Genomic DNA, 25,359 nt, shown 5'->3' on the forward strand with positions numbered 1-25,359 from the left:
TAGCTTTGCAGATATCTCTAAAAACGGGGATGACAGTAATGGGACACCAATCCTTTTTTGAAACGGAAAAAAGCCCGCAAACCCGCATGAATACTAAGAAAAATGTGCCTGACAGTAAAATCAGGCACATAATCTGGTGGGAGAGGATGGATTCGAACCATCGAAGCGAAGACGCAACAGATTTACAGTCTGCCCCCATTGGCCACTCGGGAACTCTCCCATATTCTTTTTTCAGGCGGCTCTCTCAAAAAGAGTGCTTAATTATAATAACAGGCGCCGGGACTTTTGTCAACCCTTTCTTGCAAAAGTTTCCCCCCTTTTTGTCCTGCCCCGGAGCACACAGGTGCATTCTGCGCGAAAGTGCGGTACCATGCTCCTTGGAATCCTTCCGGGAAGAGGTGGAAAACAATGTACCAATACCAAACTTTGGAGCACACTTCTTATGAGCAGATCGCAGAGTGCTTTCGCGCGGCGTTTTCGGACTATTATTTTTCGGCCGATTTGAGCGCGGCACAGCTGCAAAAACGTCTGGAAATGAGCGGCGTCGACCTTGCCCAGTCCTACGGCGCGTTTCAAAACGGGCGGCTGGTGGGGTTCCTTTTCAATACAAGAAGCGTTTACAACGGCCAGAACGCGGTGTTCGACGCGGGCACCGGGGTGGTGCCGGAGCACCGGGGAAAACAGGTGTTCACCCGTTTGTTTCAGTTTGCCGAACAGCAGCTGGCCCGGCAGAACGTGCAGGCCTACTATCTGGAAGTACTGCAGCAGAACCGGCGGGCCATCCGGCTGTACCAAAGGCTGGGTTTTTCCACGCGGCGGGAATACGTCGTTTTCAAAGGGGACGGGCAGGCGGCGCAGACCCTGCCGTTTCCGGTGCAGGAGCAGGAATTTTCGCAATTTGAGGTCCCGGCCGCGAACTGCCGGTGTGTGGACCCGTGCTTTGAACATACAACGCCGGTTCTGAAGCGGACGCCGCAGCTTTACCGCGTGTGGTACCGGCAGGCGCAGGACGGCATTGCCGCTTTCTGTGTCTTTGAACAGGAGAGCGGGGCGGTGGTCCAGATGGGATACAGGGACCTTTCGGCACTGGGGCAGATTTTTCAGGACCTGGTGTCAAAGTTCCCCGCGGTCATCGTCAAAAATGTGGACACTTCCTACCCGGAAGTGCTGGAATTGCTTCGTTCTCTCCGCTTTCAGGAAGTTGCCAGACAGTATGAAATGAGCAGGGAGCTGCAGGCATAAGAAAAAGCCCGGGCAAAAACCCGGGCTTTTGGAGCTGGTGGACGGATTCGAACCCCCGACCTGCTGATTACAAATCAGCTGCTCTACCAGCTGAGCTACACCAGCACCTTAACAGGACACTGTATTAGTATATCGGCTATCAGCAAAAAAATCAAGCTTTTTTTGAACCTTTCTTGAAAGCGGCGCGGGATTTCGCTATGATAGAATACAGCGGATATTTAAAAAAGGAGCACTGACATGGAAAAAGCGACTGTTTACTTTACCGATATGCGCGCCCGCCCGGGCCTGAACCTTCAGCAGAAGCTGGAAAAGCTGATGCGCCGGGCCGGCATCGAGCAGATCGATTTTCAGGACAAATTCACTGCCATCAAAATTCACTTCGGCGAGCCGGGCAACCTGTCCTACCTGCGCCCCAACTTTGCCAAAACCGTGGCCGACGTGGTGGAAAGCCTGGGCGGAAAGCCCTTCCTGACCGATTGCAACACCCTGTATGTGGGCCGGCGCAAAAACGCGCTGGATCACATGGACGCCGCGTATGAAAACGGGTTTTCGCCCTTCTCCACCGGCTGCCATGTGATCATTGCCGACGGCCTGAAGGGCACCGACGAGGTGGAGGTCCCCGTGCAGGGCGGCGAGTATGTGAAAAGCGCCAAGATCGGCCGGGCCGTGATGGACGCGGATGTGTTCATCTCGCTGGCACATTTCAAGGGCCATGAGAGCACCGGTTTCGGCGGCGCCATCAAGAACGTGGGCATGGGCTGCGGCTCCCGCGCGGGCAAGATGGAAATGCACTGCGGCGGAAAGCCCAGCGTGGACCAGGAGCTGTGCCGCGGCTGCCACATGTGCGCCCGCAACTGCGCCCATGACGCCATCTCTTTTGACGAAAACCGCAAAGCTTCCATCGACCACAACAAGTGCGTGGGCTGCGGCCGGTGCATCGGCGCATGCAACTTTGACGCCATCGCCAACAACAACTACCACGCCAACGACGAATTGAACTGCAAAATGGCCGAGTACGCCAAAGCGGTGGTGGACGGCCGCCCCGCCTTCTACGTCAACATCGTCAACCAGGTGTCGCCCAACTGCGACTGCCACGGCGAAAACGACGCGGCCATCATTCCGGACGTGGGCATGTTCGCCAGCTTCGACCCGGTGGCGCTGGACGTGGCCTGTGCCGATGCCTGCAACCGGATGCCCGTTCTGCCCGGCAGCCAGCTGTACGAAAATCTGCACCGGGAGGGCGCCTGCGATCTGCACGACCACTTCTGCAACAGCGCACCCGACACCAACTGGAAAAGTTGTGTGGAGCACGGCGAGAAAATCGGCCTGGGCACCCGCAGCTATGAGCTGGTCACCGTTCGCTGAATTTCTGCACGGTCCCTGTTTCGGGGACCGTGTTTTTTAAATTGATTGTAAACCTAAAAATATTTTATAGTTGACAATTGGCGCGCGGGCCGTATAATAAGAGAAGAATCCGCAGAGGAGAGAGGGACATGAGCACCAAAGAAGAGATTTTGAGCCTGCTGGAGACCCATCGGGAGCAGGCGTTTTCCGGTCAGGCGCTGGCCGACCGGCTGGGGATCTCCCGGGCGGCGGTGTGGAAGGCCGTCAAGGAACTGCAGAAGCAGGGGCATAGCATCGAGGCAGTGCCCAACAAGGGCTATACCATGCGCAGTACCAGCGAGGTGCTGTCGGAGCAGGGGGTGCGGCCGTATCTGACCCGGCCGGTGCCCCGGCTGGTGGTGGAGCGGGAAGTGGTCTCCACCAACCTGACCGCCAAGGAGCTGGCCGCCCAGGGCGCGCCCCACGGCACCCTGGTGGTGGCCGACGCGCAGACCGGCGGCCGCGGCCGAAGAGGGCGCAGCTTCTCCTCGCCCCCGGGCACCGGGCTGTATCTGACCATGCTGCTGCGCAGCGGGCTTCCCATGGAATGCGCGGTGCCCATCACCAGTGCGGCGGCCGTGGCGGTGTACCGGGCCATCCGGAAGGTGTGCGGCCGGGAACTGGAGATCAAATGGGTGAACGACCTGTACCGGAACGGAAAAAAATGCTGCGGCATCCTGACCGAGGCGGCCGCCGATATGGAAAGCGGCGGCGTGGACTATGTGGTGGTGGGCATCGGCCTGAACCTGCTGGAGCCGGAGGGCGGCTTTCCGCCGGAGATTCGGGACGTGGCCGGCTCCATTTTTGACCCCGGCGAGCCGGTGCAGCGCTGCCGCATCGCCGCCGAGATCGCCAACGAGTTGTGGGACATGGCCGAGCAGCTGCCGGCCACGCCGTTTATGGAAGATTACATCGCCCACAACCTGGTGCCCGGCAAGGAGATCTTTGTGATCCAGAACGGCACCCGGCGGCCGGCCCGTGCGCTGTCCATCACGCCGGACGGCCATCTTTTGATCGAAAACAGCGAAGGAAAAACCGAGGAGCTGTCCTTTGGCGAGGTCAGCATCCGCGTCAAACAGGGAGGTTCATTGTGAGAAAAAGTCAAGCGAGAAATCTGGTGCAGGCGGCGCTGCTGGCCGCGGTGACGGCGGTGCTGTCACAAATTCAGCTTTCCATCGGGCCGGTGCCCTTTAATCTGGCGGTGCTGGGCGCTTACCTGGCGGGCATGCTGATGACGCCCGGCTGGGCGGTGATCTCCCTGACCGTGTATATGGCCATGGGCCTGGTGGGTGTTCCGGTGTTTGCCGGCATGATGGCCGGCCCCGCGGCTCTGTTCGGCAAAACCGGCGGCTACGTGATCGGCTACATCGCCATTGCGGGCGTGACGGCGGCGGCGCGCCGCCTGGACAAGCCCGTGGTGACCGCGCTGGGCATGGCCGTGGGCCTTTTGCTTTGCTACGGGTTCGGCACCGCCTGGTTCATGGTGGTCACCGGCACCACGCTGGTTCAGAGCCTGGCCTGGTGTGTCACGCCCTTCATCCTGCCCGACATCTGCAAGGCGGCCTGCGCCTATGTACTGGGTCGGCTTTTGCAGCAGCGCATGGCACAGGCGGGCCTGCTGCAATAATTTCTCCGCATACAAAAAAGGAACGGTTCCGTGGCAGGAACCGTTCCTTTTGTTTTTGCGATCAGGGCCGCGTGGCACGGGCCAGCTGGTCGTTGCCCGCGTACAGCGCCGCGGCGTAACCGCCGGGCCGGGGCAGCACAATGCCCCGGAGAAGGACGCCGTCCAGCTCGGCACACAGGCAGAACCCCTGGGTGCGCCGCGTTCCGGGCAGCAGGCACCGCACAAATCCGTCCACCACCAGGCGCGTTTCCGCGGCACAATGGTCCAGCACCAGCGCGTGGCCGTTCCAGCGCGCGGTCAAAAGAGAGATCCGGCCCTCCGCGCTGCCCGCGGGGTAAGGCCGGCCCACCGGCTCAATGGATTCCACCTGCGCGGGTTCCGGCCTGGGTTCGGGCTGCGGCTCTTTCGCGGGCGCCGCGGCAGGCTCGGCCACGCCGTTTTTCAGCGCCTGCGCCACCGCGGGCGCAAAGCGCAGACCGCCGCCGGTCAGCAGCAGCACAAAAAGCACCAGCCAGACCAGCGATACCGCGCATTCCAGCGCCGCCAGCCCCACAAAGGAGAGCACGTAGTTGGAGGCGCTGGTCAAAATGGGAATGCTGTCCCGCAGGCCCATCACGCCCCACAGCAGAAGAAACAGCGACCAGACCCAGTTGCCCCGGCTGATGAGAATGCACAGCAGCCCGGCCACCACCAGTCCCAGCAGCGTGCTGGCGGCCCTGGTGTAGTCGCCCATCAAAACAATGTACATGACGGCGGTGTAAAGCACCACCCCGCAGCGCAGAAGAAATGCGGCCCAGGCAAACCGGTTGCGCTTCTGGTAAAAGCGCAGCGCGCCGGGCATCTGCTCATCCAGCGCGGCCAGAGCGCGGGCGTCCCGGTTGCGCTGGTCCGGATTGTACCGAAATTGCATGGAATCCCTCCTATTCTTTCATCATAACAATATATGGTTTCCTTCGCAAGGGATATCCGCCCGGTTTGCGGGAAGAATAAGGAAAAGTGTATGGAAAGGAGATGTTTTCATGGAAGAACAGACCATTGACCTGCTGAATCAGGTGGTGAAAAACGCGGAGGTGGGCCGCACAACAGCCCATCAGCTGCTGAGCGTGGCCAAGGAAAACCAGATGAAGGACCATCTTCACAAGGAACTGGCCACCTATGAGGACGTGGCCCGGCGGGCGCACGCCATGCTGGCGGTGGAAGGGCAGGCCGCCAAAACCCAGAGCAAGCTGACCAAGTGGGGCGCGCACATGGGCATTGCCATGAAGACCATGGCCGACCCCTCTTCGCAGAAGCTGGCGGACATGCTCATTCAGGGCGCGCAGATGGGCGTGACCGATATGACCAAAGCCATCAAATCAAACCCGGACGCAAACCCCGGTGCGGTGGCGCTGGCCCAGCGCCTGCAGCATGCGGAGAATGAATACCTTGGGGAATTAAAACAATTTTTATAACGAATAGTAAAAACGCTCCCAATACGAAGGGGCCGGCCCGGCAGAATGCCGGACCGGCCCCTTTTTGTTTTGTTGATCCGAATGTTTACGCCTGCTTCAGCAGCTCCAGATTTCTCTGTACGCCCAGCAGACGCACCAGATGCAGCATCTCCACCGTTGCGGCGGCCTTGTCGGCCAGGTTGACCATCACGCTCTCCCAACTTCGGGGCAGCGTGCGGCCCACGGGCCACATATGGCTCTGGATGATGTTCTCCTCCTTGGGGCTCAGCCCAAAGCGGCGCGCGTTGGCCAGGGCCATGTGCGGATGAAGCCACAGCCGGCGCAGCCGGTTTACGTTGGTCTGCGCCCAGTTCTGTAAGTACAGATCATGCAGCATGCCGCCCCGGGCCGCCACCCGGTAGTCCAGGCCGGTGATCCGGCACAGGCTGAACGCCAGGTACGAAACAAACAGACAATGGTCATAGCAGCTGACGCCCTGAGCGTGCTGCTGAATGGGCTCCATCTGCCTCACATAAGGGTCCGCGGCCAGCCCGTCCAGACATTGGGCGAACAGGGCGCGGTTTTCTGCCTGCCACATTGGCAACTCCGTCCTTTCCGGAAAAATCGGAGCAGGAAAATCCCCGCTCCGATTCCATCATACGACTTTTCACAAAAAAAATACAACATGAAAATGTTGGTTTTCGAGAATTTTACAGGTTCTCGATCAGCGCGGCGCAGATGTGGGCCGCCCGGTCGCAGTACTCGCCCACGTCAAACTGCTTGACCACCAGCGTCTGGAACGCGTCCTCGTCGGCGTTGTCGCTCATGGCGCGCAGAATGACGAACGGCACGTCGTTTTTGGCCGCAATGTGTGCCACGGCCGCGCCTTCCATCTCCACGCAGTCCGGGGCGCACTTGGCCGCAATGGCGTTCTTGGTAACGCTGTCGCCCACAAAGCAGTCGCCGGTGGCAATGCGGCCCACCAGGCACTTTACGCCGGCCTTGGCACAGGCGCGCTCAGCCGCCCGCACCAGGCGCGCGTCCGAATGAAATTCTTCCAGATGCGGATAGCTCTCCGCAAACATCCGGGGTTCACCGTCGTGATAGACCACCGTTCCGCCGATGACCACGTCCCCGATGCCCACCCGGGTGGACATGTTTCCGGCAATGCCCGAAAACACAATGGCCGTGGCGCCGAACACCGTCACCAGCAGCTGCACCGCGGCCGCCGCCTGGGCCTTGCCCATGCCCGCGCAGCACAGCGCCACGGGCCGCCCGTCCAGCGTGCCCTCGTAGAACGTGATGCCGCCGCACTCCCGCTGGCTGCGGTCATTCAGCCGGCGGCACAGCAGTTCGATTTCCTGGGGCATGGCGCCCAAAAGGCCGATCTTCTCCATGTTCGCGCCCTCCGTTATACGTTGAACAAAAATTCGATGATGTCGCCGTCCTGTACCACGTACTCCTTGCCCTCGGTGCGCTGCAGGCCCTTGGCCTTCACGTTGGCCATGCTGAAGTCACAGGCGGCCAGATCGTCGTACTTCACCACCGACGCCCGGATGAATCCGCGCTCGAAATCCGAGTGGATCTTGCCCGCGGCCTGGGGCGCTTTGGTGCCCCGGCGAATGGTCCAGGCGCGGCACTCCTTCTTGCCGTCGGTCAAAAAGCTGATGAGCCCCAGCAGGCTGTAGCTGGCCTTGATCAGGTTGTCCAGGCCCGTGGCCTCGATGCCCATCTCCGCCAGAAACTCTTTTTTCTCCTTGGGGGTGTAGTCGGCAATGTCCTCTTCGGTCTTGGCGCAGATGGGAATGCACTCGGCGCCCTCTTCCGCGGCCAGCTTCTTCACCGTCTGGTAGTGGGGGTTGTCCTCCATGCCGCTCATCAAATCGTCTTCGCTCATGTTGGCGGCGTAGATCACGGGCTTTGCCGTCAAAAGGCCCATCTCCCGCAGCTGCAGGGCCTGGTCGTCGTCGCTGTCGTCAAAGGCAAAGGTGCGGGCGTTTTTGCCCTGGCCCAGATGCTCGGCCAGCGCGTTCAGCCAGGCGGCGGAAGCGGCGGCCTTTTTGTCGCCGGTCTTGGCGGCTTTGGCAAAGCGGGCGGCCCGGTTCGACACCACTTCCAGGTCGCTGAGGATCAGCTCCGTGTCGATGGTCTCAATGTCCCGCAGGGGGTCCACGCTGCCCTCCACGTGCACGATGTCGGTGCCGTCAAAGCAGCGCACCACATGGACGATGGCGTCGCACTCCCGGATGTTGCCCAGGAACTTGTTGCCCAGGCCCTCGCCCTGGGACGCGCCCTTCACAAGGCCCGCAATGTCCACGAACTCCACAATGGCGGGCGTTTTTTTATTGGTATCCCAAATCTCCGCCAGCTTGTCCAGCCGGGCGTCCGGCACAGGCACAATGCCGGTGTTGGGGTCGATGGTGCAGAACGGATAGTTGGCCGCCGCCGCGTTTTTTGTGCTGGTGATGGCGTTGAACAGGGTGCTTTTGCCTACGTTTGGAAGGCCCACGATACCTAATTTCATAGTTCGATCTATCTCCTTAATTTTTGGCTTAGTTACGCGGTTTTGCGATTTTCTGGCGAGTGTTTCTACACCATTTTTACACCATTTTTCGCTTTTTTAGGCCGCGCTGTCAGGGTTTTTGCTGTTTCCATTCCTCTCACCCTGTTCTGAGGGGGTAATTGTCTGCTGACCTTGCTCAAATTGCCGGACACCTGCTACCAGGGATTCATCCGTTACATGAACATACCGATCCATGGTAGTCTTGATGCTTGCATGGCCCAAAAGTTTCTGGAGTGTCTTGGGCGGCATCCCGCGCTCGATAGCCCGGGTGGCATAGGTATGGCGAAGAGCGTGCATGCAGAATCGTTCAATTCCGTTCTCATCGCAGAGTTTATAGAGGTGGGTATCATAACTGCTGTTTTTTGAAGGTTCGCCAGTTCGATAATTCAGAAAAACCAGATCTCCCAAGAAAAATGTCATTTCCTTCCCGGTTCGCCGATCAATGTAAGTTAAAGTCTGGGATAACATCGGCGATTGCTTGCGGAAATCCCGGGTGGCATAGACGGCTTTCAGAATATCGTATGCACGGGTGGTCAAAGGGATGGTTCGATAGCTGGACACGGTTTTAGGTGGCCCGGCTCGCCAATCTTTTTGATTGTGCCTGAACTCAAGCGTTTTATTGACTGTTAGAGTCCGTTTTTCCCAGTCGATGGCGTCCCAGGTCAACCCAATCATCTCGCCTGTGCGTAGGCCAGTTTCCAGAATGAGTGCGTATTGGTAGAAATTGTGAGAGCTTCGGGCAGCGTCTAAAAATTTCTCCTGTTCTTCAACCGTAAGATAGTGGATATCATCCACGGCCCGCACGGGTTTTGTGTATCGCACTCCATCCATCGGGTGGGAATCAATCATTTGGTTCATCTTGGCCGATTTGAACATACTGCCCATGGCGATATATGCCTGCCGGATCGTGGAACCGGCATATTTTGCCTCCATGCGATTCAACACGATTTTGCAGTGCATGGGCTTTACATCGACCAGCCGCATATCACCAATGATGGGTTTGATGTTGAGTTCAAAGCGATCTCTGTAATTGCGCTTGGTATTGGGGGAAAGGCCCTGCAGGAGTTCTGCTTGCCAAAACTGAAACCACTCAGTTACCGTCATGTCCGGGGAGGTAAGCACCTTTCCGTGCTTATCTTGATAGCGGGCATCCTCCAACCAATTCCGTGCTTCTGGGAGGGTGGCGAAATAGCCATCCTGGCGTTTTCCACTCCTGTTTACAAACCTTGCGTAGTATTGACCATCCTTTCGCTGGCAAATGCCTTTTCCGCATTCTTTGCCTTTCAGATTTTTGCCCATAATATTGACCCCTTTTCCAATTGCAGAAAAAGAGCCAGTGCAACACGCTAAATTATACCACAATGAGTACTTTTTCTCAAGGTACAGCGGGCGCTCCGACTGCTCTTTTATATGGTTAGCATCTTATTCAGATACTCCTCGAATTCTTTTCTCTTGACCAGTCTTTTCGCGCCAACATAAAGCACGAACGGGCAGTTTGGCTGCCGCAGGAGTTGGTCGATTTTATTGATGCCGATGTTACTGTATTCAGCGGCTTCTCGAATGGTCAAGGTCACTTTCAGATGAATCGGTACTTTTTCACAGGAATTATCCATAGTTACACCTCTTGTATTTAGGTAAGAAACAGATCGCGTATATGAAATGATTTCAAATTTATAGCTATCCTATGATCTGTAGCTAGCAGATCCATAAACCAATGTTTCCCGCATTCTTATGCCGAGCCGGTCGATGCGGTGATGCGTCCAGACCGGAAGTACCATTATTACCTTCTGCGTCCTCGCGTTATATGGTAGCAATCCATATATCAGTGCACCAGAGCTGCTTGCCGGGCAGATGGGCCGCTATTCAGAAGGGGAAGTTATAGGAAGCTCTTTTTATTCTCTTTTCAAGGTGCTGGGGTGCCTTCACAATGTAAGAACAATCGAAAAATGCCATTTCTACTGTATCTACCAAATTTTTTTATAAAAGAAAGCCGCCCCTTGAAATGAGGCGGCCCCAGCTATCAGATTACAAACTTCTTCAAACTCATCACGATATGCAGCAGGATGTACTGCCGACAGTCATCATCAAATTTTCCGTCAATTACGCTGTATCGGTTGATCAGTGGCATGTATAGGGAAATAAGTGCCTCTATGGCAGTACGCTCACCGGAAATGGCCAGTTGAAGAAGTGCTCGAAATTCATTTGCATTCATGCATCATCACCTCTGTCCGCTATGATACGGCGCAGCGATTTGAGAGCCAAGGACCGTTGGTTATAGACATACTGAACGGAACAATTCAAGTGAGAGGCAATTTCTTGGGGTGATAGCTGCTCAACGAATAGCATCGTCAGTATCCTTCTTTTCATCAGAGGAAGTGTTCTAAAAGCTTCCGATAGTTTTTCTTCTTCAAAGTCAAAATCACGCCCGCTTTTGTATTCCGGCGGATGTTCTTCGACTAAAATATGCTCAGGAACATCCTCGATAGAAATCGTTGGGATTTCACGGGAAAGCATTTTGCAGTAATTGAAGCGCGCGTTACGGACGCAAATTTCCATGAACCGAGTAAAGCGCCCTCGCAGTTCGTCCCGCTCTTCATTTTTGTCAGTGTCCATCATTATGCCTCCTGGTCATGCCATCCCAGCAGCCTGGGTGGCACACCAAGACGGCATGCGCTTATGGTTGGTGTATAAGCACCTGTAAAGCAAACGATCCATTTCAGATGTGCACGGGTATCACCTCCTTCAGGATGAGCATAAAAAATAGCCGTACTACAGAAATTAGTAGTACGGCTATCATTTGTATTGGTAATTTGGCACCACAAATATGCCTTCGCAAAGAGTTTGGATTGTGCACACTTTTTTGACAGACTTTCAAATAAACCTGTTTTATAAGTGTGCTTCAGAATCCATGTTTATCCCTCTTTGCAGGCCACTGATGATGCTCTGAGTTTATTACTTCTCGTAGCAGCGATCGCTCAAGCAGATGCATGAAATCGTCAAGCAACTCACATGCTACTTCTTTTAGTGGTGTCGGGAATTTTCTCAATCGAGACTCTATGTCACGGAGATAAATGGTCTCGGGCCAATCCATAGATTCGATAAGGAGCTGGTCAACACTGACAGAAAGAGCATTTGCAATATTTACCGTCATTTCTAGACTCGGAATACCGCGAGCGTTTTCGATATGTCCGATGTGACTACTAGTGCAGCCGACCATTTCAGCCAATTCTTCCTGACGCAAACCTTTCTGTTTTCTGTATTTGCGGATGTTTTTTCCCAGCAATTTATAATCCATTCACCCACTCCCTTGTATTCTAATTGTATCTAAAGATCCGCAGTTCAGGAAGAAACCATAATTCCGATAGTCACACCATAATTATGATATTGCTTTTTATAGCTGAAAAAGAGCATGACAACTGCTTTGTCCATATAGGGACAAGAGTATTACTGAAAAAAATCGAGATTGTCCAGCATGGCTGCAATATCCTGCTGCAGAGAATCCGGCTTTTCTGCCGGATTCTCTGCCACAGGAAGGGGCGAACGAGATTGAAGTTGTTCCAGCACAATGGTTCGGATCATGTCCTCAAGTTGTTCTCTGCGCAGCTGGCTCTTTTCTTCGATTTTGATTCGAAGTGATTCGGTTTCCAGTTCAGGATGTTTCTCCAAATACTCTATGAGTGCCGGAACAATGAGAGCACTCTTTTTATTCCCCAGTTTTTCAAGCAGCTCACCGATGCGGATCTTGCTTTCCGTATCAGCACCAAACTGCAGGGAGAAACGATATCCACTGCCGGTTATCATATCAACACCCCAGCTTTGATCAGGTCAGCCGGCTCAGCTGCTGCGTGGCCAGCATTTCATAACCAATAGCATTTGCCTTGGGATCACTGACAAAACTCGCCTGCGCAATCAACGGAGAATGCTCCAGCAACGGGCGGAACAGGGCGCTGCCGCCGCCAATAAAGATAACCGGGTTGGTGCGCAGATCCACCTGGAGCTCGCGAAGCTGGTCGAGAATGCCGTTGGCATGCATCTGTGCACACTCACGGATCGTTTTCTTGACACAGTCGGGCAAGATGGTTTCCCGTCCAAGCAGAACAGCGCTGATATGCTCATCTTCAATTTTCATGTCATGCTCAGCACTGATCTTTCCGATGATGTCATTGTTCATGGTAATCACGCCACTCTCTAGACTTCGGCAAACCTGGAGATCTGGTTTACCATTGCGCAACAGCAACACATCGGTCGTAATGCCTCCGATATCAACCACAAACATGCGCAGTGTTTTCAGGAGCTGACTGCTCTGAGGAATAACCGCAGCATAAGCCTGCGGATACACAAACACATGCTGGATCGACACACTCATGGGATGGTCGTTATAATTGAACGACACCGGTTCTGCCCGCTTGAAATACTGAGCAAACCGGTCACGGAGCTTGTAGTGCTCAGGCGGAAGCCCGACTGCGAGATCCACTTTCTCCATCCCGCTCGTACAGCCTGCGTTCACCAGTTCTTTGGCAATGGCAAACAGGGAAAGGATGAAATGCCGATTATCGCGAGTCTTATCTCGCATGTAAGGAAGCCGTCGCCCGGAAAGAGTCCAGTAACTTCCTCCGTATTCAATCATTTCATCGGCGAGCGGCGGTTTGGTCGCGTGTTCCGAAAGCCCGGCTACAAAAGAGAACCGGGGGGTTTTGATAGCATAGTTGCCATGGTCGATTGCGATAAGCATAAAATGTACCTCCAGAATTTTTGATAATTTATTACACGGCTATAAAAACGCATTTGCAACGAAATGCGTTTTTGCAAAAAGAAAAGACGGATTTCTCCGCCTTTTCTTCTTGATCACTTTGCTGAGCCATTGCCCAGACAGTACTGCCACACATAGTCGTCGAGCCCTTTATAGGTCGGGTCCCAAATATAAGTCCCATAGCTAAACCCCATGGCCGTCAACATCTGTGTCAGGTTTTTGTATCCTCTTTCTACATGAGGATTTGATAAGAAATCCATATCAAACGCTGTCATGATTTTCTTCGTTCCACTCTGGCGCAGCTGCAACAGCATTCGCTCAAGTTGCGAAAGAGCATTGACGCCAGCGATGGCAATGATTGTTTTGCCAGTCAGCGCATGGATAATATCAGCTTTCATGGGGCCTTCTGTGAGGATAACCATTTCTTGTGGTGTCCCTGCCAGATGTGCCCAACTTTCTGCCTTACATCCATCTGGCTCCTCAACACTTGACACCCAGCGAAACTTGCGTCTGGTAACATTGTCTCTGCGGATCTGAAGCCCCTGAATCCGTCCTTGTATATCGCGAACGGGAATCAGGATACCGCGCCATTCGGAGATAAAAGTCCACTCTCCGGCTTTGCGGTAAAAACCTGGAACGCCAGTCAGATAGTGTCCATCAGCAAGCAGTTTTTTCGCAATGGTGCTCATCCCGATAACAGGGGTAGTTTTGTAGTTGAGTCGCTCGATTTCGTCTGGTGATAGTCCCCTTGACAACAGATTTGCACGATGATCCGAAGCAAGGGTCAGCTGGGACAGAAGTGCCTGATAGGTTGCGTTCCGTGAGTCTATGTCTGTAAGAGGACACTCTTCGGTGACGGGTTCTCTGTCTCTTGACGGGCGGTAATGTTCAATATCTCCGCGCACATCAAGCCGCGTCAGCAGTGCATCCCGCACGGCTGCCCTCGGTATTCCTTCATAGTGGGCATAGAGATCAAACACACCCCCCGAAAAACCACATCTCGGACAGCGAAAAACATCCTTTTTCAAGTTGATGTTCAGATGTCGCTTCCGAGGATTTTCGTCGCAACAGGGGCATGGAATGTTATAGCTGCTCCTTCCGGGTGGTGGCAATGGCACACCGATGAGCGGGAGGATGTCTTGCATGTGTATCAAGCCCATGCCGCCTCCTTTCTGGGGGGGCGGCAATTCTGCCGCCCCCGCTATTTTATTATGCGGAGGTCTCCTGCAGGGCATATTCACAGATGCGTTTTGCTGCAGCAGAAATTTCCGGGTTGCCAGTAAATTTGTTGGCAATCCAGGACAACGCTTTCGGGTCAAGAGTCTGCAGGTCACCGAGAGTTTTGCCGCTGTACTTCGTAATCGGACAGGGCTGCCGTAACGCCAATTGGAGTTTTTGTTCCTCTGTGAGTTCCGGTTCAACTTCCGGTTCCTTTTCGGAAGGCTCATCGGTAACAGGCGCAGCGGTATCATCACCATCAGAGACAGGGTCAGGAAGTTCATTCAGAACAGGTCCTTCATAATCATCTGCGGTGAGTCCGAATTGAACGCCGAACCCGGCATTGCGCAGAGCAATTCCGATGGCCGCTGTCTGTGCCCACTCACGCGGCGAGATAGAAGGTTTCGTCTGATCATATCCCCGGGATGCAGTCGCATCCGCCAGGTAACAATCAGGGCCATCGTTATAGTCTGCATAAATGCGGGCTGAGGCAACAAACCCATCCTTACAAGGGGTAATAGTTGTAGCGATCCGGCCTTTGGGATAGACCATCCGAAACCATGCGATTTGGATCAGAACCGGGATTTTCTTGCGCGATTTACCCGTGGCCATATCCGTATATTCTACGGCAAAGAGCATGGGGTCGAATCCCTCGACCTGGTTGATCGAATTAAGGCTCTCCAGAATCGCACTTTTATCACTGGGGTTGTTTTGGCTCATTTCAAGTCTCCTCCTTATTTGGTAATGGGGGTATATGTGTTACGAAGCTGCAGCCAGACGGGCAGCACAGTATTCAGCAAAGTACTGATACTGCGCTTATACATCTGTTCGTTTTCGGCCCTGAAACTGGAAAAACGCTTCCGGCAATCTGCAACTGTACTTTCGAGCGCAGCGGCAGATGTTTGTCGGCTTGCCTTCAGCTTTTCGTCGGGGGGAATCCCGATGCGCCGCTCTTTGGAAAGGCTCTGCACATAGGCATCCACCAGTTGGTAGTGCGCCACCAGACTCTTCATATCCATGGTGACCGGCGCCGTTTTGCACAGCATCTGGCAAGTCTCCAGAACATCGATACGATACAGCAGCTCCTGATACTGGAGCACTTTGCCGATTGCAACAGCCCCACCCTCAAATTCATGGGAAAGGGCTTCTTTGTACGCTTTGTAGTCATTCAGCCATGTGGCCATGTCGCCATCTCCTTTGTTATCAAGTGTCTGCCCCATAGGAATACTCCTCAAGTTTGGAGCGATTCATATTGCAGATGTCAATCATGACGAACCCGCTTGCTACACGTCGGTGCGGCGGTTCGATGACACCAAGTCCAATCAGGAGATCCAGAATTCCCTCGTTCTCCGAGTAGTTCTTGATCGCCACTTCATCTCCCGAAAGACCATTGATGTTGACCGTGGCTGTCGTCCAGGGTTCCCAACCATAGTCCGGGTCCAGATTGTAGATCTCGATGAAGCGGCGGGCAGGCTCCGCATAGAGTCCGCCGGTCAAGTTATCACCCAACGGGGTTTTCAGAATAAATTTTTTCATTTCGTCCCTTCTTTCTGTAGTTCAGCCAGAGCTTGGATGCGGTCTGCTAGATTAGTGCCGCGTCGCTCGGTATCGGTTCGGTTGATAGCGATGCAGAGTGCCCGCCGCTCACCCACGAGGATCACTCGTTCTTTTGCGCGAGTGATCGCGGTATAGATCAGCGGGCGAACCAGCATGACCGCGTGGGCGCATTGCAGGTTGATAATAACGGACTGGTATTCCGCACCCTGCGATTTGTGAATCGTAGTTGCATAGGCATGTGTGAGCATATCCAAATCGTTGTTTTCATACTCCACTACGCGCCCATCGCCAAAATCCACTGTCAGGAACGCATCGCTTCCATCCTTGCGTATCTGTACCACATAACCGATATCTCCATTACTGATATCCTCATAGTTTTTGATCTGCATGACCTTATCGCCCTTGCGGAAGCACCGTTTCCCGAATACAGCTTCAATCTTTTCGGAGCTAGGCGGATTGATTTTGTCACGCAGCCGTTCATTCAACGCGGTTACACCGGTTTCAGTTTTCTGCCGGAACGGGGTTAGCAGGGCAACATTGTCCACACCACATCGCTCAGCTTCCTCAAGGTAAATGCGTTCGATCTGGTCGGCAGAGTTTACCAAATCCGATGATTCGACAAACCGGAAATCCGAGCCATATTCAAGGCTCAGGTTCCCGTTTCGTATCAGGCTTGCATTGGTAGCGATCCTGCTGCCACGACTCTGACGGTAGATCTTCTGGAGTCGGATTACGGGAATAACGCCACATCCAATCATTTCGCTCAAAACGGCTCCCGGACCCACCGAGGGTAACTGGTCCGCATCACCGATGAAAACCAGCTGGCACCCCCTTGGAACGGCTCTCAGAAGGTGTTCTGCAAGATAGATGTCCATCATGGAAACCTCATCCACAAGTACCAGATCTGCTTCCAGAGCTTCCGGTTCACAATAGTTTCCGTCTTCACCAGCAAGCAGGCCCAAGGCTCTGTGGATGGTGGTAGCGGGCATCCCCGTTGATTCTTCCATGCGTCGTGCAGCGCGCCCAGTCGGCGCACAGCACACAACACGACCGGTCGGATGCCGTGTCCGATAGAGTGCAAGCAGAGCTCGTTCCGTCAGCGTCTTACCGGTTCCAGGGCCTCCCGTGATGATAGTGAGCGGCTCCCTTACTGCGGTTGCCACGGCAGTACGCTGTTCTTCATTTAAGCTAAGCCTCAACTTTACTTCAATGCCCTCAATTTCGCTTTCCAACACCTCAGCGTCACGGTAACGATAGTTCGTTTGCAAGCTGAAGATTCGCTCGGCCAACCGCCGTTCAGTTTCTTCTGCCCGCGGCCTGTAGACCCAACCATGGTAAGTGACTATTTTGCGGTCATGAAGCAGTCGAGCAGCTCGTGCAGCGGCCATCTGCTCGGTAAGCTCAGCAGTTTCCAACAGCTTCAAGCTCTGACGAATAAAATCGTGCTTTTCCATACACAGATTTCCGCGTGTTTCCGATTCGGTCAGTGTGAAGAGAAGCCCTTCATCGACCCGCTCAGGGGAAAGCTTGTCAAATCCCATGCTCATGGCAATCTTGTCAGCTGTGCGAAATCCGATCCCGGCCATCTCACACAACTGATACGGATGATTCCGCACGATATTCATCGTGTCATCTCCGTACTGGCGATAGAGTTTTACGGCCCGGTTTGGTGTGATGCCGTGAGGCGCCAGAAAGGCGACTACATCGCGGGCGCCACGGGATGCCAGATAGGAATCGCTGATTTTTTTCAGCTTGGCAGAACTGATTCCCGGTACTTCCAAAAGCCGTTCCGGGTCGGAGTCAAGAATCTGCAGGGTGTTTGTGCCGAACAACGAATAGATTTTTTCTGCTGTTTTAGGCCCGATCCCTTTAATCTGACCAGAGGTCAGGTATGCGATGATGCCTGCCTTGGTCGGTGCAATCACCTCATCGTAGGTATCGACTTCAAACTGTACCCCGTGCTTGGCGCTGCGGCTCCAATGACCTTTCATGTTGTATCGGAGATTCTCGGCTGTGGGCAAACAGTAGCCCACAGCCTTAAATTCCGACAAGAGATTACCGAGAGAGTCCTGGATGGCCTCACAGGGCTTATACACCGCAATCATGTAGCTGCTGTTCCCCGCAGGGATGCTGCGGGGATAAATCAGCCGTTTGAATTGGCAAAGCAATTGTTTTCCTCCCTTCTCAGGCATGGCTTACCAAAACCTTTTGAGTTTTAGGCACGAAAATAGTTTTCTCGGCCACTTCGTATGAGCGGCACAGATGGATCGCTTGAGCCACCATGCGGTCGGCAAGCTGGTCCAGAGATTGGACGAGCCGAACACGCTCACGCAATTCGGTGAGTCCCCAGTCTTCAAATTCCTCATCCATGTCGGTACCGCGAAGAGAATATGATATGACCTGCATATCCGGCCGCCGGAAATTGATACGGGTCGAATTGCCGCATCTCCCACAGACACAGTCTGTTTCTGTGGCAGGACGACAGTTTTTTTGTCCGCACTCCGTACAGAAGGACAGATAGCCACTTGGCTTCAGTTCGCCCTGGTAGAGAACCAGATAACCGCTGCTGCGGCCATTCATACCGGCCTGCCACAGATAATTATGCTGACGGTCGAATTCATCGAGCAGTGCCCGCCGTAAATCGAAAAACTCCTGGGTATCGATCATATCGAACAGCTTGCTTTCGCATTCTCCGTCCAGACCAAGTCTGTGGATTTTCAGATTGCAGGCGTAGGAAGTGGATCGATTCCAGGAGTTCATTGTGTGGTATCGAAAATGATTTTTCAGAAACCCCGTCATGTCTGCGCGGCTGCGTAGATCAACAGGGGTATAAAAGGTTCTCACAAGCAGCTCTCCTCTCTGTGCTGGTGATTTTCAGTTATACAGGCTCGACGCGAACCTTGACTTTACGGCTCTGGGTGGTTTTAAGCACGTCCGCATAAGCGGCGGGGTACTTTTCCTTGAGTTTTGCCGAGTCAGGTCGTCTGGTGGTTCGGGTGATAAAATCAATCAGGAGCTTATCGGTCGTGGTGTTCAGAATCCCATGCTCATGCTCCTTCATGATCTCTGCAATTCGCACGCTGTGTGCTTCAATCTCCTTTTCATAAGTATCGATTTCTGCTTTGCATTCGGCAACTTTCCCCTGAAGCAGGGCGATTCGCCGGAGCGGGTGTTCAAACTTGGCCGGGAACTCGATCGTGGGCAGACCAGCTTGGCTTGCACCATAGATCTTAGCGAGTGCTTCCAGCGCCAGCTTGGGCTTTGCGACCTCATCCATCTTGGGCGGTTTGTCATGTTCAAGGCTCCAGATCCAGCGATCCAGTTTCTCAAAAATGATGTCTTCCTTTACGGTATCCCGCTCAATTTCCGGAATCGCCAGGTCGGTGGCAGGATTGTTGCCCCACAAGCACGAAAAGGCGCCGTAGGTTACAGGGTCAAAGGACATATAGAACCGCAGCTGCAGCTCGTAATATCCCGGGATAGCGCCGTCCGCCCAGTCCTCTGCCTTATGGTAGGTGCAGCTCTTGCACTCCAAAATACCCGGTGCGCCGTCAACGGCTCGCGTGAAACGGCGGTCCATGTTTGCAAGCGCATACGGGTGATCGGCATGCTGATAAAGGCAGGTATCATCATAAACCGTATTGCCAGTTTTTTGAGCGTACCAATACGCGGCAATAGGCTCCAAAAGATGTCCCATCATCAGCTGGTCAGGATTGGATTTCTGCGGTGTCTTCATACGGCCTTTTTTGATCAGCCAGAGCTCCAGCGGAGTTGTCCAGGGAGATAACCCGAAGATGGTAGCAACATCACTGCCGCCCACCGTATAGGGAATATCACCTTTGGGGCCATGCGCCCGGCACTCCAGCCAGCGTTCATTGCTCATACCGGCACAATCAATCAGTGGAATCGCTCGACTCATCAGTAATCCACCGCCTTTGCCAGATCATAATCACTCCAGCGCAGAGTCAGTGCGCGAGCCAAGTTTTCCTCCACCGACAGCATTTTGCTTTCGGGAGTATTGGAGGATTTGAGGATACAGGGGATTTCCTGCAAGGCCATAAACACGTCATGCGCCGTCGCAGGACCGCCACCATATGCCATTTCGTACATGGCAATCGCCTCTACCGATGCTTTTTTCGGAAGAGCCAGCTTTTTGCACACCCGTGTCATAGCATTGATGGGGTAATCCAGGTGGATTTCCAGCAGACGCTGAAGCTGAGAAACCGAGTCTGCAAATTGAGCGAAAAGCTGATCCAATGCATCAGAGAAATCTGCGATGGTGGTTTGACGCCGGTGATCCACTGCCACGCAGCTGCCAATATGAATCGGATATTGTGCGCCCATCAGCAGAGCCGAGACTTTTGCCGAAGCGACTCCGGTATCCGATGTCAGGAACCGAATACCCGGCACCAGTTTGGCAGCCATTTTTGCGCGCCCGGTTGCAATCAGCATTTTCTCGTATGTGCCAAGGAGATCTTCCTTCTGCGCAGGCAATGTCCAGGATGCGCTGGTAAGGGCATGGTCACGATACCCGGTTTCAAATTCTGCGCCCGGGAAACGGGATTCCAATTTGCTTTCCAGCGCTTTCAAGAGCTGGTCGATCGGCAAGACAGAATAGTCAGTCGGATCTCCGGAATGGGCTGCCGAGATTTTCTCGTCACGGATCAGTATCAGTGCTTCGGACGAGAACAGTGCAAGGCAGTCGTTGAGGGTACGGGCCAATTTCTCACGGCTAAGTTTGGGAAGTACAGAACCGCTGATCTTGGCGCGTTCCAACAGGCTTTTGTAGGCGGTGCCGCGCACCGGATACATCTGGCCTTCGACAGAGATGGCCAGCCCAAGGTTTTTTGCCGTATCGGCAACGGCTTCAGAACTGGTGCCCAGGGCGAATGCGGACATATCGCTGAACAGCGGCGATTTTCGGTCCAGCGGCTCCACATGCAGGTCGCTGACCTTGCATCTTTGCCACTGGCTGTCTTTCGCCAACTGCTCATGATAGAGCTGCATTTCACCATAGGTGGTGAATGTGGTGGAGAAGTTGTCTTGACATTGGTTTTGCATAAGAATGCTCCTTTCGTTTTTTGCAGAATTCTGCGGATATAACAAAAGCCAGCACCCCCGAAGGACTGCTGGCTTATGCCTAAATTAAGTTGGCAGGAAACAAAAAAGACGCCATCTGCTTATAGCAAATGACGTCTTTGAAACATGAATCAACTGTGTTTCGGTTTCCCAAAACTCTGATACTGATACAGATATTATATCAGAGCTTTATCCAACAGTCAAATAAAACGAGAAGAGCATCTTCTGGCGGCCAGCATGTCATTTTGCTTCTGTACCGGCCAGCTTTTGGAGAAATGATTCGGTGAGATACAATGGTAGCTTTTCCAGCGAAAGCCGATAATGCGTAAAGGTATATTCGCCTTCAATCCATGCTTCGTAGTAATTGTCGTCGGACATCACAGAAAATTGTGACTCCGATTGAATGTTCATGATTAGACCGCAATCCAGTTCTTCGCGGAGCATGTCAATCATTGTGCGGCGTGCTTCTGCATAGGCACTGAACAACTTGAGCGATGAACCGAAGTCGCCGTTATTGGCCCAGTCTTCGAGCAGGACCCAGATATCCGCTTGAGGGGATGGTACGGTCTGATCGTGGAGAACCTGAATCATATCCGGTGCCATGATCACACGTTGAAGCGAGATATCCTGGAGCGTTTTTGGGGTTCCATGAAGAATTGAAAACACTTTTTCCAGTTTTTCGATCTCAGCGGGGATCACGGGTGTGTCGAAGGAACAATAGATGTCAGGTGTTTCATTTTGGGTTTCCCGGTCTTGGCCATCGCGGATCTCGACAATGGTGCCGAGCAGCCCTTGATAGGGGCTCTGATTCGTTGCCATAACTGTGGAACCGATGGCATATTTTACGCTGCCATGGGAGTACTCAGCTCCCGGATAGCGCAAGATCATCATTCTCACCCTCTTCCTCTTCCACATCGAACATGTCTTGAAACAGTTCACTGCAACGCGCATCATCAAACTCATCTATTGAAAATGCACCGTTATTACCATACATGATGCCTGCAAAAAAGCACCCGGGTTCTTCATAGTGAAGTTCAAACGCAAGTTCAGGGTAAAGCTGGATGATCTTTTCAAACCACCCCTGGGGCGGCGACCAGGCCGTAGTAAACGAAAAATCGATCGTCTCACAGCCCTCAGTCCACCCCATTTCTTCAGGGGAGATATGATCGTAGTATACGTCCCACTTTGTTCCCCAGTTCTGGATACTCCAATGATATCCATCGATTTTCTCGACGGGATGTCCCTGCCGGAGCAGGTCCCAAATGTTCTGAGGCAATTTGCCATGTGCATCATAGCCCATATCCAGGACTGCCTGCGGGGTGGGCACCAATGCGTTGAAACAAAAGAATTTTTCTGTCGGTGTGACCCGTTCGAGCCCCTTTTCCCATTCTTGGGGTGGGTAGGAAGCTGGGAGCCCCTGTGTTTCAAGCACAAATTTCTTCAATTCTTCTGCTTTTCCGGACACCTTCAAGGTGTTCCAACACCAGTTCGGCATATCTGTCACCTCCCTTAATAATGGCAATCAAAGATGACAAGTGCCCAAAGCTGGGGATTTGCCTGGATCTCTTCAAAGACCTGTTTGTTTAGGCGTGAAGTGTTCCTGTGCGTATCATAAAAGAATGAGTTGTAGAAGTAGGTTCCCTTAATCAGATCCGCAAAACAGCCCAGGTAGTAAGCGGCCATGGAAAGGCTGTGTTGGGTGCTGGGCGAGTCTTGGGCGTCTTCCATCACGGCAGCAGCCAGCTTTTTGAGATCCAGATAATCATTGTCTTCCAGATATTTCAGAGCCTGGTTCAGGGCTTCCTGCTGGAAGGACTGTGCCGTTTGCAGTTCCTTCTGAAACCGTTCCGGATTATCCGCTGCGAGAAGCACATTTTCCGGGTATTCATAGCCCCATCGCCCAGCAGTCATGGTCTCTCTCCAGTCAAATGCATGGCCTTCAAAGCATTCTGTCTGATACTTTGCATAAGACCGGATCTGCTGCTTGGTTGCACCCGGGTAATTTTTGCCCACACTGCAAATGTCGGGGATATAAACGAGGATTCTATGTAGATAATGCATAATACAATGCTCCTTTCAAAAAGAGCGGGGGCGCCGTAGCGCCCTCGCCTGATGGTTATGCCCGGATGTGCCGCTTTACGACAGCGGTCAGTTTTACGGGCAACTGATTGAGATCCGTGATGTCCAGAAAAGAATCACCATAGATCCGTTCGATGTTTTGTTTGTCGTCACCGATGGCAGCGGCAATGAAAAGGATGCCTTTGCGCCGGTATTCCTGCTTGATGCCGCGAAGATCTTCCTCAGCGGCGCTGCCGTAATAACCGTCGGCTGCGGGCTGCCCATCGGATACCAGGATGAGGATTCGAACCTCTTCCGGACGGTGACTTAGTTGTTCAGCGACAAATCGCAGCGCAGCGCCGTCGCGGTTGTTGGAGCGTGCCGAGATATCCATAAGCCGATACTTATCATCATGGTCGATGGCATCAAACTCCGCATACGAATAAAGCTCCACGCTTTCACCGCCATCTCTGGGATAACCGGTGGAGTGCCCATATACGATGACTGGGATATGAAGCGAGCAGCAGAAATCATAAAGAATAATCGCCGCTGCCCGTGCGTAAGTACACCGATCACAAGAGCACATAGACCCGGACTCGTCCAGCAATAAAGCAACCGCAAGCTGCGGAGCTTCACTTGGCAATGCGTTTTTATAGAAGACCTTTCCGTCCTGGCGATGCAATGTGTGTGAATCCAGGCGCCTACCCATCAGCAGGCCGGTCTGTTTTGCGCCCCGCTGCCGATCCTTCAGCTGCTGCAGAAGAGTTTTCTGCAACTGCCTTGAGATTGTAAGCAACGGCCCGGAAATCGCCTCATACTGTTCGATCAGCTGGTCGTCAACCTCGGCAAATCGATTCACACGGACATGAACTCCGCTGTGGATGTTACCGTAGGAAATTCCCTGTGCAGCATCGTTAAGCTCCCTGATCCGCTCATTTTCCAGAGTGGAGCAAGCGGCTTTCTCAGCCATCTTATCCAGCATCCGTTCGATGTCAGATGCAGCGCCGGAATAAGCTTCCCGGTGGTAGTCATCGTTTCGTTCAAACTCACCACCGGCAGGTTCCGAAACCCGGGAAGTCTTGCTATAAGACATCCTTCCGGTTTCGGTTTCCGAGACTGCCTGCTTTTCAGACCCGGGAAGGCTCCCGATCTCATTGGAATCATTTTCCGCATCCGTTTCCGTTGCAGCCGATCCCGCAGACTCTGACTCCTCTTTCGAGGTCTCTTCAGGTGCGTCACCGGAGGAACCATTGTCTGCCGTTTCTGCTTTTTCCGAATCCGCAGGCTCTTCTTCGCTTGCGGACTCTGCATCAGCGTGCGTGGCCATTCGATGTGTCGAACACGATGCTTCAGATGTTTCTTCCGAATCCGCAACAGGCGCTGTGGCTCCCTCTGCGGTAGAAGAACTGCCGGACAAAGCGCGCAGCGTTTCGGATAGTGTCTCTGCGGCGGAGCTGGCTCCGCCTGCGGCTGCGGCCTCTTTCTGAAGCTCTTCACAGTGCTCCAAGTAGTCTTGCCAGTAAGGCCAGCATCGAACCAGGATTTGATTTGTGACACTCCATCGGTTTTTCGCTGAGGTGTCCGTGATCGCACTGTCCAGCTCAGGAAGGAGCTCAAACACAGCCTGAATCCGCTCATCACTGAGGGGTTCATCACCATATTTGATTTGGCCAAATTTTACATACGACAGAATGGACTGCAGCACCGACATTGCAATGTGCCCGCCATCTTCCTCATACTCCTTGAGCTGTGTCAGGGTAAGACCTTCCGCCCACTGCCTCTCTCGAAGAATATCAAGACAAATACCGAGTCGCCCGGTGAACCTTGTAAGTACCCGGCTTTCAATGTATCCATCTTCCAGGATATTTTCGATATAATGTGCCAGATAACACAACATGTTGAGGTGTTCAGGCTCGGTCTTTGCGTATTCCCAAAGAGCTTGCTCATTCCGAATATCCGTCCCCGTCTTCAAAACAGGCGGTTGCGGATACCATTTGTAGACCTTCAGGAAATTCATGTAGGTTTGGGCTGTCAAAAAGTCCGTGTAGAGGCAGTGCCCCAACTCATGGGCAAACAGCCCGCAGACCAGATCGTAGCGGTCGGTCCGGACGCGACTTTTGGTGATAATCGGATGTCCGGCATTGATCTTGATGGTCAGGTTATCGGTGCGTGCGATGATGTCCTCTTTTGGTTTCCACATCAGATCCACATGAACGCGCCGATTATATTTGTAGCGGCGTGTCTGAGCTATGGCCATATCTTCAAAATGGAGCGCCAGGATTCGGGACGTAAAAAACTGCCGGTCCGTAATCTTGCTGCGCTTTTCATTGAGAAGCTGCTTGACACGCTTGTGATTCACTCTTGCCAAAGAGTAGAACCTCCTCGTATTATAAAGTAGTAGTGTTTATAGACCCTCTCCAAGGTCTATATGCTATACTGTTGGAGATACTGT

The 25,359-nt window shown here is 53.4% G+C and carries 28 protein-coding genes and 2 tRNA genes; 5 read left to right on the plus strand and 25 right to left on the minus strand.

The features are described from left to right. Nucleotides 1-134 precede the first annotated feature (134 nt). Nucleotides 135-220 (minus strand) — tRNA-Tyr (locus tag WMO24_RS08535). Between the two features lie 188 nt (nucleotides 221-408). Here WMO24_RS08535 and WMO24_RS08540 point away from each other — a divergent pair. Next, a complete protein-coding gene (locus WMO24_RS08540) occupies nucleotides 409-1,242 on the plus strand; it encodes a GNAT family N-acetyltransferase (protein WP_349215976.1) in 834 nt (277 codons plus the stop codon). Between the two features lie 29 nt (nucleotides 1,243-1,271). Here the strand turns inward: WMO24_RS08540 and WMO24_RS08545 are convergent. Continuing rightward, nucleotides 1,272-1,347, minus strand: a tRNA-Thr gene (locus tag WMO24_RS08545). A 132-nt stretch (nucleotides 1,348-1,479) separates the two neighbouring features. Here WMO24_RS08545 and WMO24_RS08550 point away from each other — a divergent pair. The 3 genes from WMO24_RS08550 (at nucleotide 1,480) to WMO24_RS08560 (ending at nucleotide 4,252) form a co-directional block, all read left to right on the plus strand. After that, nucleotides 1,480-2,607: a DUF362 domain-containing protein gene (locus WMO24_RS08550; protein ID WP_349215977.1), complete on the plus strand. Its 1,128-nt coding sequence runs from the start codon at nucleotides 1,480-1,482 to the stop codon at nucleotides 2,605-2,607. 128 nt (nucleotides 2,608-2,735) lie between these two features. Next, complete coding sequence (locus tag WMO24_RS08555) at nucleotides 2,736-3,719, plus strand: biotin--[acetyl-CoA-carboxylase] ligase (protein WP_349215978.1); 984 nt, start codon at nucleotides 2,736-2,738, stop codon at nucleotides 3,717-3,719. After that, the gene (locus WMO24_RS08560) at nucleotides 3,716-4,252 is read left to right on the plus strand and encodes a biotin transporter BioY (protein WP_349215979.1); all 537 of its coding nucleotides are present in this window, start codon (nucleotides 3,716-3,718) and stop codon (nucleotides 4,250-4,252) included. Before WMO24_RS08555 ends, WMO24_RS08560 begins: the two co-directional genes overlap by 4 nt. Nucleotides 4,253-4,313: 61 nt before the next feature. Here WMO24_RS08560 and WMO24_RS08565 read toward each other — a convergent pair whose 3' ends face one another. Further along, on the minus strand, nucleotides 4,314-5,162 hold the full coding sequence (locus WMO24_RS08565) for a hypothetical protein (protein ID WP_349215980.1): 849 nt from the start codon (nucleotides 5,160-5,162) through the stop codon (nucleotides 4,314-4,316). A 109-nt stretch (nucleotides 5,163-5,271) separates the two neighbouring features. On the opposite strand from WMO24_RS08565, the gene WMO24_RS08570 reads away from it, so the two are divergent. Beyond that, nucleotides 5,272-5,703, plus strand: coding sequence for a hypothetical protein (locus WMO24_RS08570; RefSeq protein WP_349215982.1), 432 nt, complete (start codon nucleotides 5,272-5,274; stop codon nucleotides 5,701-5,703). An 85-nt stretch (nucleotides 5,704-5,788) separates the two neighbouring features. Here the strand turns inward: WMO24_RS08570 and WMO24_RS08575 are convergent, their stop codons facing one another. The 22 genes from WMO24_RS08575 to WMO24_RS08680 form a co-directional block, all read right to left on the minus strand. Next, complete coding sequence (locus tag WMO24_RS08575) at nucleotides 5,789-6,280, minus strand: HDIG domain-containing metalloprotein (RefSeq protein ID WP_349215983.1); 492 nt, start codon at nucleotides 6,278-6,280, stop codon at nucleotides 5,789-5,791. Nucleotides 6,281-6,392: 112 nt separating this feature from the next. Next, complete coding sequence (locus WMO24_RS08580; RefSeq protein WP_349215984.1) at nucleotides 6,393-7,079, minus strand: 5'-methylthioadenosine/adenosylhomocysteine nucleosidase; 687 nt, start codon at nucleotides 7,077-7,079, stop codon at nucleotides 6,393-6,395. A 14-nt stretch (nucleotides 7,080-7,093) separates the two neighbouring features. Beyond that, nucleotides 7,094-8,206, minus strand: coding sequence for a redox-regulated ATPase YchF (gene ychF, locus WMO24_RS08585; RefSeq protein WP_349215985.1), 1,113 nt, complete (start codon nucleotides 8,204-8,206; stop codon nucleotides 7,094-7,096). 96 nt (nucleotides 8,207-8,302) lie between these two features. Further along, the gene (locus WMO24_RS08590) at nucleotides 8,303-9,544 is read right to left on the minus strand and encodes a tyrosine-type recombinase/integrase (protein ID WP_287399315.1); all 1,242 of its coding nucleotides are present in this window, start codon (nucleotides 9,542-9,544) and stop codon (nucleotides 8,303-8,305) included. A 107-nt stretch (nucleotides 9,545-9,651) separates the two neighbouring features. After that, nucleotides 9,652-9,858, minus strand: a complete 207-nt coding sequence (locus WMO24_RS08595) for an excisionase (RefSeq protein ID WP_087289948.1) — start codon at nucleotides 9,856-9,858, stop codon at nucleotides 9,652-9,654. 407 nt (nucleotides 9,859-10,265) lie between these two features. Further along, entirely contained in the window at nucleotides 10,266-10,457 is a 192-nt protein-coding gene (locus tag WMO24_RS08600; protein WP_349215986.1) for a helix-turn-helix domain-containing protein, read from the minus strand. Continuing rightward, the gene (locus tag WMO24_RS08605) at nucleotides 10,454-10,861 is read right to left on the minus strand and encodes an RNA polymerase sigma factor (RefSeq protein ID WP_349215987.1); all 408 of its coding nucleotides are present in this window, start codon (nucleotides 10,859-10,861) and stop codon (nucleotides 10,454-10,456) included. Before WMO24_RS08605 ends, WMO24_RS08600 begins: the two co-directional genes overlap by 4 nt. Nucleotides 10,862-11,144: 283 nt before the next feature. Then, a complete protein-coding gene (locus tag WMO24_RS08610) occupies nucleotides 11,145-11,540 on the minus strand; it encodes a helix-turn-helix domain-containing protein (RefSeq protein WP_349215988.1) in 396 nt (131 codons plus the stop codon). 149 nt (nucleotides 11,541-11,689) lie between these two features. Then, complete coding sequence (locus WMO24_RS08615; RefSeq protein ID WP_349215989.1) at nucleotides 11,690-12,046, minus strand: hypothetical protein; 357 nt, start codon at nucleotides 12,044-12,046, stop codon at nucleotides 11,690-11,692. A 19-nt stretch (nucleotides 12,047-12,065) separates the two neighbouring features. Further along, nucleotides 12,066-12,977: a ParM/StbA family protein gene (locus tag WMO24_RS08620; protein ID WP_349215990.1), complete on the minus strand. Its 912-nt coding sequence runs from the start codon at nucleotides 12,975-12,977 to the stop codon at nucleotides 12,066-12,068. A gap of 113 nt (nucleotides 12,978-13,090) precedes the next feature. Further along, the gene (locus tag WMO24_RS08625) at nucleotides 13,091-14,023 is read right to left on the minus strand and encodes a DUF3854 domain-containing protein (protein WP_349215991.1); all 933 of its coding nucleotides are present in this window, start codon (nucleotides 14,021-14,023) and stop codon (nucleotides 13,091-13,093) included. Between the two features lie 181 nt (nucleotides 14,024-14,204). Beyond that, nucleotides 14,205-14,933, minus strand: coding sequence for a hypothetical protein (locus WMO24_RS08630; RefSeq protein ID WP_349215992.1), 729 nt, complete (start codon nucleotides 14,931-14,933; stop codon nucleotides 14,205-14,207). A 14-nt stretch (nucleotides 14,934-14,947) separates the two neighbouring features. Beyond that, nucleotides 14,948-15,433, minus strand: coding sequence for a hypothetical protein (locus WMO24_RS08635; RefSeq protein WP_087289962.1), 486 nt, complete (start codon nucleotides 15,431-15,433; stop codon nucleotides 14,948-14,950). Then, nucleotides 15,417-15,749: a hypothetical protein gene (locus WMO24_RS08640; RefSeq protein WP_087289964.1), complete on the minus strand. Its 333-nt coding sequence runs from the start codon at nucleotides 15,747-15,749 to the stop codon at nucleotides 15,417-15,419. The genes WMO24_RS08635 and WMO24_RS08640 overlap by 17 nt, the downstream gene beginning before the upstream one ends. Continuing rightward, on the minus strand, nucleotides 15,746-17,962 hold the full coding sequence (gene recD2, locus WMO24_RS08645; RefSeq protein ID WP_349215993.1) for an SF1B family DNA helicase RecD2: 2,217 nt from the start codon (nucleotides 17,960-17,962) through the stop codon (nucleotides 15,746-15,748). Before recD2 ends, WMO24_RS08640 begins: the two co-directional genes overlap by 4 nt. Continuing rightward, a complete protein-coding gene (locus WMO24_RS08650; RefSeq protein WP_349215994.1) occupies nucleotides 17,955-18,530 on the minus strand; it encodes a hypothetical protein in 576 nt (191 codons plus the stop codon). The genes recD2 and WMO24_RS08650 overlap by 8 nt, the downstream gene beginning before the upstream one ends. Before the next feature lie 118 nt (nucleotides 18,531-18,648). Further along, nucleotides 18,649-19,689, minus strand: a complete 1,041-nt coding sequence (locus WMO24_RS08655; protein WP_317322179.1) for a YqaJ viral recombinase family nuclease — start codon at nucleotides 19,687-19,689, stop codon at nucleotides 18,649-18,651. Further along, nucleotides 19,689-20,831 carry a hypothetical protein gene (locus tag WMO24_RS08660; protein ID WP_317322181.1) on the minus strand — a complete coding sequence of 381 codons (1,143 nt, stop codon included), beginning with the start codon at nucleotides 20,829-20,831 and terminating at the stop codon, nucleotides 19,689-19,691. Before WMO24_RS08660 ends, WMO24_RS08655 begins: the two co-directional genes overlap by 1 nt. A 258-nt stretch (nucleotides 20,832-21,089) precedes the next feature. Further along, nucleotides 21,090-21,740 (minus strand): hypothetical protein, encoded by a 651-nt coding sequence (locus tag WMO24_RS08665; protein ID WP_349215996.1) that lies wholly within the window; start codon nucleotides 21,738-21,740, stop codon nucleotides 21,090-21,092. Next, the gene (locus tag WMO24_RS08670; protein ID WP_349215997.1) at nucleotides 21,712-22,344 is read right to left on the minus strand and encodes a DUF1281 family ferredoxin-like fold protein; all 633 of its coding nucleotides are present in this window, start codon (nucleotides 22,342-22,344) and stop codon (nucleotides 21,712-21,714) included. The genes WMO24_RS08665 and WMO24_RS08670 overlap by 29 nt, the downstream gene beginning before the upstream one ends. 14 nt (nucleotides 22,345-22,358) lie before the next feature. Further along, the gene (locus WMO24_RS08675; protein ID WP_349215998.1) at nucleotides 22,359-22,910 is read right to left on the minus strand and encodes a hypothetical protein; all 552 of its coding nucleotides are present in this window, start codon (nucleotides 22,908-22,910) and stop codon (nucleotides 22,359-22,361) included. Nucleotides 22,911-22,965: 55 nt separating this feature from the next. Then, entirely contained in the window at nucleotides 22,966-25,266 is a 2,301-nt protein-coding gene (locus tag WMO24_RS08680; RefSeq protein ID WP_317322196.1) for a vWA domain-containing protein, read from the minus strand. Between the last annotated feature and the right edge of the window lie 93 nt (nucleotides 25,267-25,359).

It is taken from the genome of Ruthenibacterium intestinale (genome assembly GCF_040096265.1).
GTDB classification, from domain to species: domain Bacteria; phylum Bacillota; class Clostridia; order Oscillospirales; family Ruminococcaceae; genus Ruthenibacterium; species Ruthenibacterium komagatae.

Excerpts from the sequence above, each read along its gene's own strand:
- ychF (WP_349215985.1), bottom strand. The coding sequence starts at position 8,206 with ATGAAATTAGGTATCGTGGGCCTTCCAAACGTAGGCAAAAGCACCCTG.
- WMO24_RS08550 (WP_349215977.1), top strand. The coding sequence starts at position 1,480 with ATGGAAAAAGCGACTGTTTACTTTACCGATATGCGCGCCCGCCCGGGC.
- WMO24_RS08610 (WP_349215988.1), bottom strand. The coding sequence starts at position 11,540 with ATGGATTATAAATTGCTGGGAAAAAACATCCGCAAATACAGAAAACAG.
- WMO24_RS08615 (WP_349215989.1), bottom strand. The coding sequence starts at position 12,046 with ATGATAACCGGCAGTGGATATCGTTTCTCCCTGCAGTTTGGTGCTGAT.
- WMO24_RS08605 (WP_349215987.1), bottom strand. The coding sequence starts at position 10,861 with ATGATGGACACTGACAAAAATGAAGAGCGGGACGAACTGCGAGGGCGC.
- WMO24_RS08650 (WP_349215994.1), bottom strand. The coding sequence starts at position 18,530 with ATGAACTCCTGGAATCGATCCACTTCCTACGCCTGCAATCTGAAAATC.
- WMO24_RS08540 (WP_349215976.1), top strand. The coding sequence starts at position 409 with ATGTACCAATACCAAACTTTGGAGCACACTTCTTATGAGCAGATCGCA.
- WMO24_RS08570 (WP_349215982.1), top strand. The coding sequence starts at position 5,272 with ATGGAAGAACAGACCATTGACCTGCTGAATCAGGTGGTGAAAAACGCG.
- WMO24_RS08580 (WP_349215984.1), bottom strand. The coding sequence starts at position 7,079 with ATGGAGAAGATCGGCCTTTTGGGCGCCATGCCCCAGGAAATCGAACTG.
- WMO24_RS08665 (WP_349215996.1), bottom strand. The coding sequence starts at position 21,740 with ATGATGATCTTGCGCTATCCGGGAGCTGAGTACTCCCATGGCAGCGTA.
- WMO24_RS08655 (WP_317322179.1), bottom strand. The coding sequence starts at position 19,689 with ATGAGTCGAGCGATTCCACTGATTGATTGTGCCGGTATGAGCAATGAA.
- WMO24_RS08630 (WP_349215992.1), bottom strand. The coding sequence starts at position 14,933 with ATGAGCCAAAACAACCCCAGTGATAAAAGTGCGATTCTGGAGAGCCTT.
- WMO24_RS08620 (WP_349215990.1), bottom strand. The coding sequence starts at position 12,977 with ATGCTTATCGCAATCGACCATGGCAACTATGCTATCAAAACCCCCCGG.
- WMO24_RS08595 (WP_087289948.1), bottom strand. The coding sequence starts at position 9,858 with ATGGATAATTCCTGTGAAAAAGTACCGATTCATCTGAAAGTGACCTTG.
- WMO24_RS08600 (WP_349215986.1), bottom strand. The coding sequence starts at position 10,457 with ATGAATGCAAATGAATTTCGAGCACTTCTTCAACTGGCCATTTCCGGT.
- WMO24_RS08635 (WP_087289962.1), bottom strand. The coding sequence starts at position 15,433 with ATGGGGCAGACACTTGATAACAAAGGAGATGGCGACATGGCCACATGG.
- WMO24_RS08555 (WP_349215978.1), top strand. The coding sequence starts at position 2,736 with ATGAGCACCAAAGAAGAGATTTTGAGCCTGCTGGAGACCCATCGGGAG.
- WMO24_RS08670 (WP_349215997.1), bottom strand. The coding sequence starts at position 22,344 with ATGCCGAACTGGTGTTGGAACACCTTGAAGGTGTCCGGAAAAGCAGAA.
- recD2 (WP_349215993.1), bottom strand. The coding sequence starts at position 17,962 with ATGCCTGAGAAGGGAGGAAAACAATTGCTTTGCCAATTCAAACGGCTG.
- WMO24_RS08675 (WP_349215998.1), bottom strand. The coding sequence starts at position 22,910 with ATGCATTATCTACATAGAATCCTCGTTTATATCCCCGACATTTGCAGT.
- WMO24_RS08640 (WP_087289964.1), bottom strand. The coding sequence starts at position 15,749 with ATGAAAAAATTTATTCTGAAAACCCCGTTGGGTGATAACTTGACCGGC.
- WMO24_RS08565 (WP_349215980.1), bottom strand. The coding sequence starts at position 5,162 with ATGCAATTTCGGTACAATCCGGACCAGCGCAACCGGGACGCCCGCGCT.
- WMO24_RS08575 (WP_349215983.1), bottom strand. The coding sequence starts at position 6,280 with ATGTGGCAGGCAGAAAACCGCGCCCTGTTCGCCCAATGTCTGGACGGG.
- WMO24_RS08590 (WP_287399315.1), bottom strand. The coding sequence starts at position 9,544 with ATGGGCAAAAATCTGAAAGGCAAAGAATGCGGAAAAGGCATTTGCCAG.
- WMO24_RS08660 (WP_317322181.1), bottom strand. The coding sequence starts at position 20,831 with ATGCAAAACCAATGTCAAGACAACTTCTCCACCACATTCACCACCTAT.